Source organism: Paenibacillus koleovorans NBRC 103111, from assembly GCF_004000845.1.
In the GTDB taxonomy this organism is placed as follows: Bacteria; Bacillota; Bacilli; order Paenibacillales; family NBRC-103111; genus Paenibacillus_AA; species Paenibacillus_AA koleovorans.
The window spans coordinates 1-15,439 of sequence record NZ_BIMA01000144.1; the positions used below are offsets into that span (position 1 = coordinate 1).

Genomic DNA, 15,439 nt, shown 5'->3' on the forward strand with positions numbered 1-15,439 from the left:
CGCCACGGCTGCTGAAAGGGGGGCGAATGTTCAGAGCAGAGTAGCAAGCGGAGATGGTCTCTCCCTCCCGTACGAATAGTTACTGGCCGAGGCGGGAGTGTCGTGCGGACAAGCAGGGAGCGAGGGGTGAAGGAGCGGTAGATGCAAACCCAGTCGGCCGATCGTCCAGTAGCCATACTCTGCAGTTCGACTCCCCCAGTAAGTCAGGAAACCTCTGACGCTTCAATACGGTGAAGAACTTAAACTTTCTTATCTGCTCACAAAACCCCCTTTCGCAGGGGGGCCATACTCGTTTCGACACAATCCATTATTTCCCGAGCAATATTTACACGAGCGCCTTAGCCGCAATGTCGGTGCGGTACTGCGCGCCTTCGAAACGGATACGCTCTACATCGGCGTAAGCAAGCTTCCGCGCTTCCGCAATGTTCGCTCCGCGCGCCGTCACGCCTAACACACGGCCGCCGTTTGTGACAACTTGCCCGTCCTTCAGCGCCGAACCAGCGTGGAACACGACCGCCTGCTGCACTTCATCCAGCCCTTGAATCGGCAACGCCTTCGGATAGCTGCCCGGGTAGCCCGGCGAAGCCATGACGACGCACACCGCGGCGTCGGAGCTCCAGCGCAGCTCGCACTCCGCCAAGCGGCCTTCTACTACCGCGAGGAACACCTCGAGCAGGTCGGAGTCCAGCAGCGACAGTACGACCTGCGTCTCCGGATCGCCGAAGCGCGCGTTGAACTCGATCGTCTTCGGCCCGTTCGCGGTCATCATCAGCCCGGCGAACAGGACGCCGCGGAACGGCCGGCCTTCCTTCACCATCGCCGCGGCCGTCGGTTTGATGATCGTCTCGATCGCCTCGTCGATCATCGCCTGCGGGATATGCGGCACCGGGCTGTATGTGCCCATGCCGCCCGTGTTCGGCCCTTTGTCGCCGTCGAAAATTTGCTTGTGGTCCTGCGACGGCATCATTGGCCGCACCGTTTCCCCATCGACGAAGGAGAGAATCGACATTTCCTGGCCGGACAAGAACTCCTCGATGACGACTTGCTGGCCGTTGTCGCCGAACACTTTGTCCACCATGATCTGCTTCAACGCTTCTTCTGCCTCGGCTACGGTTTGGGCAATGATGACACCTTTGCCGGCCGCGAGTCCGTCCGCCTTGATGACGATCGGGGTGGCATGCCCTTGCAAGTAGGCGAGAGCGTCCTCGTATCGATCGAACGATTCGTAGGCGGCAGTCGGGATGCTGTAATCGCGGAGCAGCTGCTTCGTGAACACCTTGCTGCCCTCGATGATCGCGGCTTTGCCGTTCGGCCCGAACACCTTGAGCCCCCGCGCTTCGATATGATCCACGATGCCCGCGCACAGCGGATCTTCCGGTCCGATGACGACCAGGTCGACCGCCTGATCAATCGCGAACTGCGTCAGCTCCTCGAACTGATTCACCTGGAACGGTACGCACTCCGCAATCGAGGCGATTCCGGCGTTGCCCGGCGCGCAATATACGCGGGACAGAAGCGGGCTCCGCTTCAGCGCCCAGATGATGGCGTGCTCTCTTCCACCGCTACCCACTACAAGTACATTCACAGGGACAACCTCCGTTTTCATCGCAAAATGAAATTATTTATTGATAACCGTCAATTCCGTATGGCCGTCGCTCAGTCGAATCGATTTCACCAGCAGCGAAATGCGGTTCGCCTCGTCGAGCTTCTCCCAGTAAAACTTGGCCGTAGCGCCTATGTCGTCCTGCAGCGTCACGAGCGTAGGCTCGCCTGTGAAAGACGGGAGCGGATCGCCATCAGCCGAGTAGGTGTGGATCAAGTGCCCGTAACCCGCGATCGCCTTCTCATACGTGTAGAAGTTGCGCACCGTTTGAGCAGGGTCGCCTTGGTTCGTCTTCAGAATCGACAGCTTGTAGGCGAATTGCGGGTCCTTCAAGTCGACGATGCCGGAGATGCGCGGCGTGTAGTTCGGAGCGTCCGGCTCGTACGTGCGGGTAGCCAACGCTTGCTCGAACGTGCCTCCGCCATTCAAAGCTTCATAAATCGTGTCGGTCTGGTCCCCATTCGTCACGATGTGGGCGCCTGTTGCCGTATGTCTCAGCGGATAGTAGATGATCAGCGACGGATCGGACAGCTTGGCCGGGTCCTTCGCTTCCGTGCGCAGGAAGCCGTTCTCCTCGGCGATGAACACGCGGTTGCGGCTGTTCTCGCTGCGGCCCATGATCCAGTACACTTGCACGAGTCGAGTGGCGTCCGGCGTCAAGCCGATGATGATGCCGCGGCCCGGGTAGCGGTTGCCCTCGAGACGCTCGATATTCGGTTGCGCGGCTGCGCTCCATTGTGTTGCCATGTGTAGTAGAGCTCCCTTCCTCGATTCGAGATCTAGTAGTCTAGTGGTGGAACAACCGTACGCCCGAGTACACCATAACCATGTTGTAATCGTTGGCGGCTTGTACGACTTCCTCGTCGCGCAGCGAGCTGCCGGCCTGGATGACGTACTTCACGCCGCTGCGGCTGGCGCGGTCGATGTTGTCGCGGAACGGCAGGAACGCGTCGGAGCCGAACGAGACGCCGGTCAGGCCGTTCAGCCAAGCGCGTTTCTCTTCGCGCGTCAGGCGAGCCGGCACTTCCTCGAAGCAAGCCTTCCAGCTCTCTTCCTCGATCGGCGTAAGCTCGTCCTCGAGCCACAGGTCGATCGCATTGTTCTGCTCCGGACGAGCGAGTCCGGCGCGGAACTTCATGCTGAGCGCGGTCGGATGCTGACGGAGGTACCAGCGATCGGCTTTGTCACCCGCGAGGCGCGTGCAGTGGATGCGGGATTGCTGGCCGGCTCCGATGCCGATCGTTTGGCCGTCGAGGGCGTAGCAGATCGAGTTGGATTGCGTATATTTGAGCGTGATAAGCGCTACGAGCAGGTCGCGTCTCGCTTCTTCGGTCAAGTCCTTGTTGTTCGTGACGATCTTCTCGAACGAGGAAGCGTCAAGCACGCCGTTGTTGCGCTCTTGCTGCATCGTCATGCCGAACAGATTGCGGCGCTCGATCGCTTCCGGTACGTAGTCCGGATCGATCTGAAGGATCAGGTAGCCGCCCTTCTTCTTCTGCTTGAGAATCTCAAGCGCTTCCGGTGTGTAACCAGGCGCTACGACGAGGTCGGACACCTCGCGCTTTAGCAGCTGCGCCGTGGAAGCGTCCACGATGTCGCTCAGCGCGGCGCAATCGCCGAACGAAGACATCCGGTCCGCCCCGCGGGCACGAGCGTAAGCAGTCGCGAGCGGCGACAGCTCCAAGCCCTCCACGAAGTAGGCTTTGGCCAGCTCAGGCGTCAGCGGCGCATAGACGGCCGCTCCGGCCGGGCTCACGTGCTTGAAGCTCGCTGCCGCAGGCAAGCCGGTAGCTTGACGAAGCTCGCGCACGAGCTGGAAGCTGTTCAGCGCGTCGAGCAGGTTGATGAAGCCGGGGTCGCCGTTTACCACTTTTAAAGGCAGGTCGCCGTGCTCGGAATAAATCTTGGCTTGCTTCTGATGCGGGTTCATCCCATAGCGAAGAGTCAGTTCTTGCGTCATGACAGTCATTCACGTCCTTAATTGTTAATGATGGTACTTAGTTGCTGTACTGCAGTCCGAATTATCCTGGCTAGAGTACGCACACGTCCCACAATTCGATCCGTAGTCCGATTTTCCCCACTTAGAGAGCCCGTTCTCGTATCCACCTTCCAAAACAAGCGCTGCAAGTGGGCAAAGTCGGACTAGAACGCGGATTCCCTGGGCTTAACTCGCTGTAATCAAACTTTTTCGGACTAAAAAGAATCCAACCTTACTCTTTCCCTGCAACTCGCACATGCCGGCCGTCCAGCGTTACTCGACCCTCGCAGATCGCAGCCACAACCTCCGGATACAGCTCATGCTCGATAGGATGCACTTTGTCGGCCAACGTATCTACAGAATCACCATCGGCGATCTCAACCGGACGCTGCGCGATGATCGGCCCGGTGTCCATGCCGCCGTCCACGAAGTGAACCGTGATGCCCGTCAGCTTCACGCCGTGCTCCAGCGCTTGTCCGATCGCGTTCAAGCCCGGGAAAGCCGGCAGCAGCGACGGATGAATGTTCACGATTCGGCCATAGAAAGGCTCGACCAACGTCGGCGTGATGATGCGCATATACCCCGCCATCACGATCAAATCAATCTCCCGCTCCCGCAAATGCCGCACGATCTCGGCTTCGTACGCTTCGCGGGAGGCATACTCCTTCGGCCGGAACACGAAGGCGTCGACGCCCGCCGCGGCGGCGCGCTCGACGACCTTCGCCTTCGGCCGGTCGCACACAAGAAGCTCGATGGATCCACCGAGCTTCCCTGCCTGCGCGGCCTCGACCAGCGCCTGAAAATTCGAGCCGCTGCCCGAGGCGAAGACCGCTATGCGCAGGGACTTCGCAGCAGCCCTGCTCATACTACCGCTCCGTTGAAGGTGACGACTTGCTCGCCAGGCGTAACCGTGCCGATCCGATACGCCTTCTCGCCTTGCGCCTCGGCGGCGCGAAGCGCTTCTTCCGCCTGGTCCGCCGGTACGACAATGACCATGCCGATGCCCATGTTGAACGTGCGGAACATGTCGTTGTTGCTGACCGAACCCGCTTCTTGCAACAGCGAGAAGATCGGCAGTATCGGCCAAGAACCGTACTCGATTTCGACGTTTACATTAGCAGGCAGTACACGCGGGATGTTCTCCAGGAAGCCGCCGCCCGTGATATGCGCCATGCCCTTGATCTGAACCTTCTCCAGCATCGCCAGCACTTGCTTCACGTAGATGCGCGTAGGCGCGAGCAGCACGTCGCCGAGCTTCTCTCCGCCAAGTCCCTCTACCGTCTCTTGCAGGCTATAGCCCTTGTCTTCTAGCAGCAGCTTGCGCACGAGCGAGAAGCCGTTGCTGTGCACGCCGCTGGAGGCCAAGCCGATGACCGCATCGCCAGGAACGATGGAACGGCCGTCGATGATGTTCTTCTTGTCGACGATCCCGACCGTGAAGCCGGCGATGTCGTATTCGCCTTTGCCGTACATGCCCGGCATTTCCGCCGTTTCGCCGCCGATCAGGGAGCAGCCGGCTTGCAGACAGCCGTCGGCGATGCCCTTCACGATCGCTTCGATTTTCTCCGGGATGACCTTGTCGCATGCGAGGTAGTCGAGGAAGAACAGCGGCTCCGCGCCTTGCACCACGACGTCGTTCACGCACATGGCGACCGCGTCGATGCCGATCGTGTCATGCTTGTCCATCGCAAAAGCGAGCTTCAGCTTCGTCCCTACCCCGTCAGTACCGGAGACGAGCACCGGCTCCTCATACTTGTCCTTATTCAGGCCGAACAGCGCGCCGAAGCCCCCCAGCTCGGTCAGCACTTCCGGACGGAACGTCTTCTGGACATGCTTCTTCATGCGGACGACCGCTTCATTGCCGGCGGCGATATCTACTCCCGCTTGCTTATATGCGTCAGACATAATGCCCTCCTAGTGGCGAAATGGTAAAAAGAGATCAATCGCAGCCGCAGCCGATCTTGGTCACATCTTCGATCGGCGTCGGGTACTCGTTGTCGAAGCAAGCGGTGCAATGTCCGCCGTTGAACTCGTTGCCGGGACGGCCGATGCTGTCAATCAGCCCTTGTTTGCTCAAGAAATGCAGCGAGTCGGCGTTGATCGCCTTGCGGATCTCTTCCACGCTCAGCTGCGAAGCGATCAGCTCCTTGCGGCTAGGCGTATCGATGCCGTAGAAGCAAGGATTCTGGAACGGCGGCGAGGAGATGCGCACATGTACTTCCTTGGCGCCGGCTTCACGCAGCAGGTTGACGATGCGTAGCGAAGTGGTGCCGCGCACGATAGAATCGTCGATCATGACGACGCGCTGGCCTTCGACCACCTTACGCACGGCGCTCAGCTTCATCTTCACGCCTTGCTCGCGCAGCTCCTGGCTCGGTTGGATGAACGTCCGGCCGGTGTAGCGGTTCTTGATCAGCCCGAGCTCATAAGGGATGCCCGTCTGCTCGGCATAGCCGATCGCCGCCGAAATGCTCGAATCCGGCACGCCGGTTACGACATCCGCGTCGACGAAAGCCTCCATCGCGAGCTGACGGCCCATCCGCTTGCGTGCAGCGTGGACGTTGATCTCATCCACATCGCTGTCCGGCCGCGAGAAGTAAATGTACTCCATCGAGCAGATCGCCTTGCGCTTCGCCTCGGCGAATCGACCTTCATGCATGCCGTCGCGATCGAGCACGAGCAGTTCTCCCGGCTCGACGTCGCGCACGTAAGTGCCGCCGACGGCGTCGAAGGCGCAAGTTTCGGACGCGAACAGGTACGAATCGCCGAGACGCCCCATTACGAACGGACGAAGGCCGTGCGGATCGCGGGCCGCGATGAACTTGTCGTTCGTGATGAACAGGAACGCGTACGCCCCGTTCACCTGCTCCAGCGCTTCCTTCACCGCCGAGACGATGTCGTCATGCTGCGAGCGGGCGATCAGATGCGCTACGACTTCCGTGTCGCTGGACGTCTGGAAGATCGAGCCTTGCCGTTCCAGCCGCCTCCGAATTTCCGGAGCGTTAACCAAGTTCCCGTTCGTGGCGATCGCCAGATCGCCCTCGCGGTACTTGAACACGAGCGGCTGCGCGTTCGCGAGTTTGCTCTCCCCGGACGTCGAATAACGGACGTGAGCGATCGCCGTACCGCCCTTCAACGCGTTCAAGCTATCGTTGTTGAACACTTCCTTCACGAGCCCCATGTTCCGCTGGTAGTGGAACTTCGACCCGTCGGAGGTGCAGATGCCTGCACTCTCCTGACCGCGGTGCTGGAGCGCGTGCAAGCCGTAGTAGCATAAGTGGGACGCTTCGTCATGACCGTACACGCCGAAGACGCCGCACTCCTCACGCAATTTATCAAAATGATTTTCGTGCGTTATACCCTCGTTATAATAAGATCCCGTCCACAACCCGCTAGGTGTCTTCACTGCATGAAGCATGGGATCGCATCCTTCCAGACTTTCTCGAGCTCCCCTACAGGGGATCCGACGACTGCACGGCCATTGACGCGGATGTCCAAAGTCGAACCGCCTACGCGGCCCAGCTCGGCAACCGGCACGCCGGCACCCACGAGCGCCTCGCGCAGCGCAGCGGCCTTCTCAGGCTTGGCGCTCAGCAGAATGCGCGATTGGCTCTCGCTGAACAGCGCGTGGTCCGCACGAAGCGATGTTGCGAAGTCGACAGACGCTCCTCTTCTACCGCTGATGCAGCTCTCGGCCAACGCTACAGCCAGACCACCGTCGGACACGTCATGCGCCGATGCGACCAGACCGGATTGAATCGACTTCAATACCGCACCCAACAGCGTCTTCTCGACATCGAGATCGATACCCGGAGGACGGCCTTCCGTTACGCCGTGCACCGACTTCTGGAACTCGCTGCCGCCCAGCTCCAGCTTCGTCTCGCCGAGCAGGAAGATCACGTCTCCATCGGCCTTGAACCCTTGCGTCGTAATGTGGTCGTGGTCATGCACCAGACCGACCATGCCGACAACCGGCGTCGGGTAAATCGCACCCTTCGCGTTCTCGTTGTACAAGCTGACATTGCCGCCGATAACCGGCGTATCCAGACGGCGGCAAGCTTCCGCCATCCCGTCGACCGACTTCTCAATTTGCCAAAAAATTTCCGGCTTTTCCGGATTCCCGAAGTTCAGGTTGTCTGTAATCGCCAGAGGCTCGGCGCCGGAGCACACGATGTTCCGCGCCGCTTCGCTGACCGCGATCTTGCCGCCTACTTCCGGATCCAGATAAACAAAACGTCCGTTGCAATCCGTAGTCATCGCCAGCGCCTTGCGAGTTCCAGGAACACCTACAACCGCGGCGTCGGAGCCCGGCTGCACGTAAGTTTCCGTCCGAACCATGTAATCATATTGGTTGTATACCCATTCCTTGCTCGCTACAGTCGGCGCGCTCAGTACGGTCTTCAGAGCCGCATTCAGATCCGTCACTTCCGCATAGCGGGACGTGTCGATCGAAGCGCTCTCTACATAATAAGCCGGCACTTTGGAAGGCTTGTTGTACACCGGGCACTCGTCAACCAAAGCTTTGACCGGCATCGAACCGACCATTTCGCCCTTGTGGAACAGCTTCAGGTTGCCGTCGTCCGTTACTTTACCGACCTTGGCACAAATCAGGCCCCACCGGTCAAAAATCGCTTTCGCTTGCGCTTCATGCTCCGGCAACACTACGAACAGCATCCGCTCTTGCGACTCGGATAACATCATTTCGTAAGGTGTCATGCCGGTTTCACGCTGCGGCACCTCGTCGAGGTACAGCTCCATGCCGTTGCCCGCCTTGCTCGCCATCTCGGAGCTGGAGCAGGTCAAGCCGGCCGCGCCCATATCTTGAATGCCGACCACGATGCCGGAGTTGATCAATTCGAGAGTAGCTTCGAGCACCAGCTTCTCCATGAACGGATCGCCCACTTGCACCGCCGGACGTTTCGCTTCGGATTCCGCCGTCAGCTCCTCGGAAGCGAAAGTCGCCCCGTGAATACCGTCGCGGCCCGTAGCAGGACCCACGTAGAACACTGGGTTGCCTACGCCCTTGGCGACACCGCGTTGAATTTTCTCATGATCGATCAAACCTACACACATCGCGTTAACGAGCGGATTGCCTTCATAGCTCTCGTCGAACATGATTTCGCCGCCGACCGTCGGGATGCCGATACAGTTGCCATAACCTGCAATCCCCGCTACAACGTGCTCGAACAAATATTTTACGCGATCATTTTTCAGCGAACCGAAACGCAAGGAATTGAGCGATGCAACCGGTCGAGCGCCCATCGAGAAAATATCGCGGATAATGCCGCCCACACCCGTAGCCGCGCCTTGGTAAGGCTCGATTGCTGAAGGATGGTTATGCGATTCAATTTTGAATACGACCGCTTGTTGATCGCCGATATCTACGATACCTGCGCCTTCGCCGGGACCCATCAGAACGCGAGGTCCGGTAACCGGGAACTTGCGAAGCACCGGCTTCGAATTTTTATAAGAGCAATGCTCGGACCACATAACGCTGAATACGCCGATTTCCACATAGTTCGGATCGCGCCCGAGAAACCCGCAGATCAGCTCGTACTCGGCATCCGTCACGCCCATTTGCTTGTATACTTTCTGCTCCCTGATTTGCTGTGCCGTTGGCTCCTTAGCCGCCGATAACTGCTGTGCCATGTTTCTCCCTCCATGCGTTCAAGATCGATGTGAACATCCGCTTGCCGTCTTCCGAGCCGAGCAATTGATGCACCGCGCGCTCCGGGTGAGGCATCATGCCGAGCACGTTGCCCTCTTTGTTGCAAATGCCCGCGATGTCGTCCACGGACCCGTTCGGGTTCTCCGATGCGTAGCGGAACACGATCTGGTTGTTCGCCTTCAGCTCCGCCAGCGTGCTCTCGTCGCAGTAATAGTTGCCTTCGCCATGCGCAATCGGAATGTTGATCTCTTCGCCCGCCGCATATTGCGTCGTGAACGGCGTGTTCGCATTTTCCACACGAAGCTGAGTCGAATGGCAGCGGAACTTTAGCGTTTGGTTGCGCAGCATAGCGCCTGGCAGCAGGCCGGACTCGAGCAGGATTTGGAACCCGTTGCAGATGCCGAGCACGAACTTGCCTTGCTGAGCCGCCTTCACCACTTCATTCATCACTGGAGCAAAACGGGAGATCGCACCGCAGCGCAAGTAATCGCCGTAGGAGAAACCACCCGGTACAAGAATCGCATCATATTTGGACAAATCCGTCGTTGTATGCCATACGTAGTCGACCGGCTGGCCGATCGTCGTCTCTACCGCCTTGAAGCAATCGATATCGCAGTTCGAACCCGGAAACACGAGCACTGCAAAATTCATGTCCATACCCTCCCTAGTGCCGTACTGGTTATTCGTGCAGATCGTAACGGTAGTCTTCGATAACGGTGTTCGCGAGCAGCTTCTCGCACATAGCCTTTACGCGGGTTTCCGCTTCATTGCGGTCCGTCGTGTCGAGCGCCAGCTCCATATATTTGCCGATCCGAACTTTGCCTACTTCCGAGAAGCCCATCGAGTGCAGCGCGCCCTGAACGGCGTTGCCTTGCGGATCCAATACGTTTTCCTTAATCGTCACATACACGGTTGCTTTCATCATTAGTTTCGTCCTCCCGTCAATCGGTTCAAAATGTCGCGGTACCGCTTCGTCGTTTCCTCAACCACATGCGCCGGCAATGGAGCCGGTTCGCTGTTCTTATCCCAATCCGACTGAGACAAATACGTTCTCACCGGTTCTTTGTCCATGCCGTCGATCTCAATATCGTAAGCGTACTTCTCTTGCGCCCAGAAACGCGAGGAATCGGGGGTGAACACTTCGTCGATCAGGATAACCTGACCGTCCACTAGGCCGAACTCGAACTTCGTATCGGCGAGGATGATGCCGTGTTTGGCGCAATATTCGTGTGCGTATTCGTACAGGCGGATGCTCTTGTCGCGCAGCTCTGCTGAGAGATCCGCACCAACCAACTCTTCCATGCGGGCAAAAGAGATGTCCTCGTCATGGCCCACATCGTTTTTGGCCGCCGGGGTGAACAGAGGCTCGGGAAACCGCTCGTTTTTGCGAAGCCCTTGGGGGAGGTCGATGCCGTTGATCTGCCCCGTTTTCTGGTATTGTCTCCAGCCGCCTCCGGTAATATAGCCGCGTACGACGCACTCGATGTCGATTCGCTGGGCTTTCTTCGTTACCATGAACCGGTTCTTCAGCACGTCAGCCGCGCCTTCGTGGAGCAGTCCAGCCGCTTCGAGCTTCTCGACATCTGTGTGCACGACGTGATTCGGCTGGATCGCCGCCGTCTCCTCGAACCAGAACTTGCTGATCTGGTTCAGCACGTTGCCCTTATCCGGCACCGCTGGCGAGAGCACATAGTCGAAAGCGGAGATGCGATCGGTGACGACGATCAGGAAATGCTCACCAAGGTCGTAAATTTCGCGAACCTTGCCTTTGTACAGCAGCGGCGCCTTGATGTAATCGACAGCCGTGGAGATCGCTTGCGTTTCAGTGGCACTCATGCTACCCCGTCCTCCCTATCTTTATTTGAAAATGGTGCGAATGTCCTTGAGTTAAATCAGCTCGAGCTTTTGGAAGATCGTGTCCACATGCTTCAGGTGCCAGCTCGGGTCGAAGCATTCGGCGATTTCTTCCGGCGTCAGCTGCTCGGTGATGATGGAGTCGTTCTCGACGATTTGGCGGAAAGAGCGCTGCTCTTCCCAAGCCTGCATCGCCTTCGGCTGCACCGTGTCGTATGCTTGCTCGCGGCTGAAGCCCTTGTCGATCAGCTTCGTCAGGACGCGGCCGGAGAAAGGAACGTCATACGTGCTTCTCATGTTGCGCAGCATGTTTTCCGGGAACACGGTCAAGTTCTTGATGATGTTGCCCAGACGGTTCAGCATGTAGTTGATTAGAATCGTCGAGTCCGGAATAATGATCCGCTCGACCGAGGAGTGCGAGATGTCGCGCTCATGCCACAGCGGAACGTTCTCGTAGGCCGACAGCATATGGCCGCGAATGACGCGGGACAAGCCGGAGATGCTTTCGCAGCCAATTGGGTTGCGCTTGTGCGGCATGGCGGAGGAACCCTTCTGCCCTTTCGCGAACGGCTCTTCCACCTCCCGGAACTCGCTCTTTTGGAGCGCGCGGATTTCGGTAGCGAACTTGTCCAACGATGTCGCGATCAGAGCGATCGTGGCGATGTACTCGGCATGACGGTCGCGCTGCAGCGTCTGGGTCGAGATTGGAGCTGCCGTCGTGCCCAGCTTGCCACACACATATTGCTCGATGAACGGATCGATGTTCGCGTAAGTCCCTACGGCGCCGGAAATTTTGCCGAACTGCACACCGTTAGCCGCATGCTGGAACCGTTCCAGGTTGCGCTTCATTTCTTCATGCCACAGCGCCATCTTCAGGCCGAATGTTGTCGGCTCGGCATGGACGCCATGCGTACGGCCCATCATTGGAGTGCTCTTGTATTGAATCGCTTTGTCGCGAAGGATGGCGATGAAATTGTTCAGATCTTTCTCGATGATCTTGTTCGCTTGCAGCATCAGGTAGCCCATCGCCGTGTCGACGACGTCCGTCGAAGTCAAGCCGTAGTGCACCCACTTGCGCTCCGGCCCAAGCGTCTCGGATACCGCGCGGGTGAAGGCGATGACGTCATGGCGGGTTTCCTCTTCGATCTCATAGATCCGCGGGATGTCGAAGCCGGCTTTCTCACGAATCAGCTTCACGTCCTCCTTCGGGATTACGCCCAGCTCCGACCAAGCTTCGCAGGAAAGAATCTCAACCTCGAGGTATGCCTGAAACTTATTCTCTTCCGTCCAAATCGCGGCCATCTCCGGCCGGCTGTAACGCTGCAGCATCGTTTCGTTCCTCCGTGTGAAAAAGTTTTTTGTTGATTTATGTTCAATAAGGGAATGTCTCGATGATCAGGCAACTCACTGGCGAGGACTAAGTACGTTTTCCGGACTTATTCGCCTCGCTTGGCCGTTATTGGCGGGAGTTAGTACGTTTTGCGTACTAACTTTCATCGCTTAGCCAGTTTCAACGGGATTTAGTACGTTTTCCGTACTAAAATTCATCGCTTGGCCAGTTTCGGCGAGAGATAGTCAACTTTCTGCTCCAACTCAACTCGTTCTGCTCCAGTCCGGCTGGAGTTAGTCAACTTCTTTCACTAACTCAGCTCGTTCTACTCCAGTCCGGCTGGAGTTAGACAACTTCTTGCACTAACTCCGCTCGTTCTGAACCAGTCCAGTTAGAGTTAGTCCACTTTCTGCACTAACTCCGCTCATTCTGCTCCAGCCCAGCTACAGTTAGTCAATTTCTTGCACCAACTAGGCTCGTTCTGCACCAATCCGGTCGGGGTTAGTCAACTTTTTGCACCATCTCGACCACGCTTTCCCGGTTTCAGCAGGAGTTAATCCGTTTTTACAATATCTCGTCACGCTTGGCCAAGCTTCGGCTAGAGCTGGTACACTTTCTGCACTAACTTGTTCTTTATTTATGTCATTAAGTTTGCTTCCAAATCAGGGATTGCTCCACCCAAGACAAAGCTTGTTCCACATCTGCCGTCAGCAGGTTGATGTGGCCCATCTTCCGGCGCGCCTTCGCTTCGTGTTTGCCGTACAAGTGCAGCTTAGCGGTGACGCCTTCTGGCAAGCCAGCTTGCTCCGGCAGCCATTCCAGCAGAGGCTGGATGTGCTCGCCGAGCAGGTTGACCATCACGACCGGCGTCAACAGGTCGACGGGACCTAGCGGCAAGTTGCAGATCGCGCGGACATGCTGCTCGAACTGCGAAGTCGTGCAAGCCTCCATCGTGTAGTGACCGGAGTTGTGAGGCCGTGGCGCCAGCTCGTTCACGAACAGCTCGCCGTCCGCGGTGAGAAACATCTCTACTGCCAATAGCCCAATTACACCAAGCGAATCGGCGATGCGCACCGCCATCTCTTCCGCCTGCTTCAAAACTTCAGCCGAAGTTTTCCGCACCGGAACGATCGACAAGTGCAGGATATTGTGCACGTGGATATTCTCCGCCGGCGGGAAAGCTCTCGTCTCGCCCCGTGGACTTCGAGCCACGATGACCGAGATTTCCTTCTCGAAGTTGACGAACTGCTCGAGCACCAGCTCGGTGCGCGCTTGACTCAGAGTCCGATAGGCGTCCTCCGCCTCGTCCAGCGAGCGGATCACCCACTGGCCTTTGCCGTCGTAGCCTCCGGTGGCCGTCTTCAGCACGCAGGGCGTGCCGAACGCCCCTGCGGCCTCCCGCAGCTCCTCCGCGCTGCGAATCTCGCGATAGGGCGCCACCTTCACGCCGGCGGCTTCGATCGCGCGCTTCTCGCGCAGCCGGTGCTGCGTCGTGTGCAGCAGTTGGCTGCCTTGCGGCACATACGACTCGGCCATGAGCATCCGCGCCACGCCCGCATCGACATTCTCGAACTCGTACGTGATCACGTCCGACTTCTCGGCCAACCGCCGGGCCGCCTCCGCATCGTCGTAGGCGGCTACAATCTGCTCGGCCACCTGTCCGCATGGCGCGTCCGGCGTCGGATCGAGCGTGACGAAACGGTAGCCCATGTTTCGTCCCGCCAGGGCCAGCATCCGTCCCAGCTGGCCCCCGCCCAGCACGCCTATCGTGCTGCCAGGCAGCAGTGTCCGGACATCGCCACTTGCATGCGTTCCGTCCACGCCCGCTCGGTAAGAGCCAACGTCTCCGCTTCCGTGTAACCGGACATCGCCGCCTGCATGCATACCGTCCACACTCATTGCCGTCTCGGCCGTCCGACCCTTGTTTTGTCCGCTATTGCCGTTTCCGCTCATAGCGTGTCACTGCTTTCCAACACCTTCAGCCGGGTGCTCTCTTTGCGCTGACGCAGCCGCTCCTGGATCTCGGGATTGCTTGTCCCGAGAATTTGCGCCGCCAGCAGGCCGGCGTTCGTCGCCCCTGCGTTGCCGATCGCTACAGTCGCTACCGGTACACCGCCCGGCATCTGCACGATCGAGAGCAGCGAGTCCAGTCCGTTCAGACTCGATGACTTCACCGGTACGCCGATAACCGGCAGCACCGTCTTGGAAGCGACCATGCCCGGCAAATGCGCCGCGCCGCCCGCACCTGCAATGATCACGCGGAGTCCGCGCTCGATGGCCGTCTCCGCGTATTCGAACATCAGGTCCGGCGTGCGATGCGCCGAGACGACCTTCTTCTCATACGCGATGCCGAGCTCCTCCAGGATATCGCAAGCAAACTTCATCGTTTCCCAATCGGAAGTGCTTCCCATAATTACTCCCACTTGCACCGCCATATGCCGCTCCCTCTCTCTAGCTATATAATGGAAAAACGTCCACCGACAGACCGCGGTCTACCTATGGACGCAAGCTACAATTCCTGCCCGTGATCGGCGTAAAATGCCCCCACAAGGCGAAAAAAAGGAAGGCCGCACCGACTTCTCCGCCGATCGGACTCATTCCTTCTCTATCAGCTCGCTCGTAGTCCAAAGATTCCTGGTCCTTGGGTAGAACCTTTCGGGCCTTATCCCCGAGGATATACGAGACAAAATTCGTCATTATTCATGAATGCTTTCCACCGTTTTAGTTTATCAAGCATCACATCGTCATGTCAACTTTAAAGGCGAACATTTTTGTGACACTTCTCCGTAAAAGTTCGCGTTTTCTCATCGAACTCGGCTTTTTCAGCTTGACAGCTTCGGTTTATCGGCATATTGTCTTACTTTTCCCTGAAAAAGGTTAGCTATGTAAAGTATTTAGCCGGCGACAGCAGCATGTTATCTTTGTCGAATGCCGCACGCGGAGAAATAACGTAGAAAATACCAAAAAACCCGTACATTGCTGTACGGGCTTCTCGTCTGCATGCTA

13 protein-coding genes and 1 riboswitch are annotated in these 15,439 nt (G+C 58.0%); all 13 genes read right to left on the reverse strand.

Annotation, left to right across the window (positions count from 1 at the left end; genetic code table 11):
* Positions 1-325 precede the first annotated feature (325 nt).
* The 13 genes from purD to purE all read right to left on the reverse strand — a co-directional run bounded on the left by purD (position 326) and on the right by purE (position 14,868).
* The gene (purD, locus tag PKO02S_RS28675) at positions 326-1,585 is read right to left on the reverse strand and encodes a phosphoribosylamine--glycine ligase (protein WP_127588443.1); all 1,260 of its coding nucleotides are present in this window, start codon (positions 1,583-1,585) and stop codon (positions 326-328) included.
* Between the two features lie 33 nt (positions 1,586-1,618).
* A complete protein-coding gene (locus tag PKO02S_RS28680; RefSeq protein ID WP_127588444.1) occupies positions 1,619-2,350 on the reverse strand; it encodes an IMP cyclohydrolase in 732 nt (243 codons plus the stop codon).
* 40 nt (positions 2,351-2,390) lie between these two features.
* Complete coding sequence (locus PKO02S_RS28685) at positions 2,391-3,563, reverse strand: phosphoribosylaminoimidazolecarboxamide formyltransferase (protein WP_246067549.1); 1,173 nt, start codon at positions 3,561-3,563, stop codon at positions 2,391-2,393.
* Positions 3,564-3,813: 250 nt separating this feature from the next.
* Positions 3,814-4,446 carry a phosphoribosylglycinamide formyltransferase gene (gene purN / locus PKO02S_RS28690; protein ID WP_127588446.1) on the reverse strand — a complete coding sequence of 211 codons (633 nt, stop codon included), beginning with the start codon at positions 4,444-4,446 and terminating at the stop codon, positions 3,814-3,816.
* Complete coding sequence (gene purM, locus PKO02S_RS28695; RefSeq protein WP_127588447.1) at positions 4,443-5,486, reverse strand: phosphoribosylformylglycinamidine cyclo-ligase; 1,044 nt, start codon at positions 5,484-5,486, stop codon at positions 4,443-4,445. The genes purN and purM overlap by 4 nt, the downstream gene beginning before the upstream one ends.
* A gap of 34 nt (positions 5,487-5,520) precedes the next feature.
* Positions 5,521-6,999 carry an amidophosphoribosyltransferase gene (gene purF, locus PKO02S_RS28700; RefSeq protein WP_127588448.1) on the reverse strand — a complete coding sequence of 493 codons (1,479 nt, stop codon included), beginning with the start codon at positions 6,997-6,999 and terminating at the stop codon, positions 5,521-5,523.
* Positions 6,984-9,230 carry a phosphoribosylformylglycinamidine synthase subunit PurL gene (gene purL / locus PKO02S_RS28705; RefSeq protein ID WP_127588449.1) on the reverse strand — a complete coding sequence of 749 codons (2,247 nt, stop codon included), beginning with the start codon at positions 9,228-9,230 and terminating at the stop codon, positions 6,984-6,986. The genes purF and purL overlap by 16 nt, the downstream gene beginning before the upstream one ends.
* Positions 9,205-9,900: a phosphoribosylformylglycinamidine synthase subunit PurQ gene (gene purQ / locus PKO02S_RS28710; protein WP_127588450.1), complete on the reverse strand. Its 696-nt coding sequence runs from the start codon at positions 9,898-9,900 to the stop codon at positions 9,205-9,207. The genes purL and purQ overlap by 26 nt, the downstream gene beginning before the upstream one ends.
* 28 nt (positions 9,901-9,928) lie before the next feature.
* On the reverse strand, positions 9,929-10,174 hold the full coding sequence (gene purS, locus PKO02S_RS28715; protein WP_127588451.1) for a phosphoribosylformylglycinamidine synthase subunit PurS: 246 nt from the start codon (positions 10,172-10,174) through the stop codon (positions 9,929-9,931).
* Positions 10,174-11,085, reverse strand: a complete 912-nt coding sequence (locus PKO02S_RS28720) for a phosphoribosylaminoimidazolesuccinocarboxamide synthase (protein WP_127588452.1) — start codon at positions 11,083-11,085, stop codon at positions 10,174-10,176. Before PKO02S_RS28720 ends, purS begins: the two co-directional genes overlap by 1 nt.
* Before the next feature lie 51 nt (positions 11,086-11,136).
* A complete protein-coding gene (purB, locus tag PKO02S_RS28725; RefSeq protein ID WP_127588453.1) occupies positions 11,137-12,432 on the reverse strand; it encodes an adenylosuccinate lyase in 1,296 nt (431 codons plus the stop codon).
* A gap of 646 nt (positions 12,433-13,078) precedes the next feature.
* On the reverse strand, positions 13,079-14,386 hold the full coding sequence (purK, locus tag PKO02S_RS28730; RefSeq protein WP_127588454.1) for a 5-(carboxyamino)imidazole ribonucleotide synthase: 1,308 nt from the start codon (positions 14,384-14,386) through the stop codon (positions 13,079-13,081).
* Positions 14,383-14,868 carry a 5-(carboxyamino)imidazole ribonucleotide mutase gene (gene purE / locus PKO02S_RS28735; protein ID WP_127588455.1) on the reverse strand — a complete coding sequence of 162 codons (486 nt, stop codon included), beginning with the start codon at positions 14,866-14,868 and terminating at the stop codon, positions 14,383-14,385. The genes purK and purE overlap by 4 nt, the downstream gene beginning before the upstream one ends.
* Before the next feature lie 165 nt (positions 14,869-15,033).
* Positions 15,034-15,135, reverse strand: a riboswitch (purine riboswitch).
* Positions 15,136-15,439: the final 304 nt, after the last annotated feature.

Excerpts from the sequence above, each read along its gene's own strand:
- purN (WP_127588446.1), bottom strand. The coding sequence starts at position 4,446 with ATGAGCAGGGCTGCTGCGAAGTCCCTGCGCATAGCGGTCTTCGCCTCG.
- purE (WP_127588455.1), bottom strand. The coding sequence starts at position 14,868 with ATGGCGGTGCAAGTGGGAGTAATTATGGGAAGCACTTCCGATTGGGAA.
- purF (WP_127588448.1), bottom strand. The coding sequence starts at position 6,999 with ATGCTTCATGCAGTGAAGACACCTAGCGGGTTGTGGACGGGATCTTAT.
- purS (WP_127588451.1), bottom strand. The coding sequence starts at position 10,174 with ATGATGAAAGCAACCGTGTATGTGACGATTAAGGAAAACGTATTGGAT.
- PKO02S_RS28685 (WP_246067549.1), bottom strand. The coding sequence starts at position 3,563 with ATGACGCAAGAACTGACTCTTCGCTATGGGATGAACCCGCATCAGAAG.
- purM (WP_127588447.1), bottom strand. The coding sequence starts at position 5,486 with ATGTCTGACGCATATAAGCAAGCGGGAGTAGATATCGCCGCCGGCAAT.
- PKO02S_RS28720 (WP_127588452.1), bottom strand. The coding sequence starts at position 11,085 with ATGAGTGCCACTGAAACGCAAGCGATCTCCACGGCTGTCGATTACATC.
- PKO02S_RS28680 (WP_127588444.1), bottom strand. The coding sequence starts at position 2,350 with ATGGCAACACAATGGAGCGCAGCCGCGCAACCGAATATCGAGCGTCTC.
- purB (WP_127588453.1), bottom strand. The coding sequence starts at position 12,432 with ATGCTGCAGCGTTACAGCCGGCCGGAGATGGCCGCGATTTGGACGGAA.
- purK (WP_127588454.1), bottom strand. The coding sequence starts at position 14,386 with ATGAGCGGAAACGGCAATAGCGGACAAAACAAGGGTCGGACGGCCGAG.
- purL (WP_127588449.1), bottom strand. The coding sequence starts at position 9,230 with ATGGCACAGCAGTTATCGGCGGCTAAGGAGCCAACGGCACAGCAAATC.
- purQ (WP_127588450.1), bottom strand. The coding sequence starts at position 9,900 with ATGAATTTTGCAGTGCTCGTGTTTCCGGGTTCGAACTGCGATATCGAT.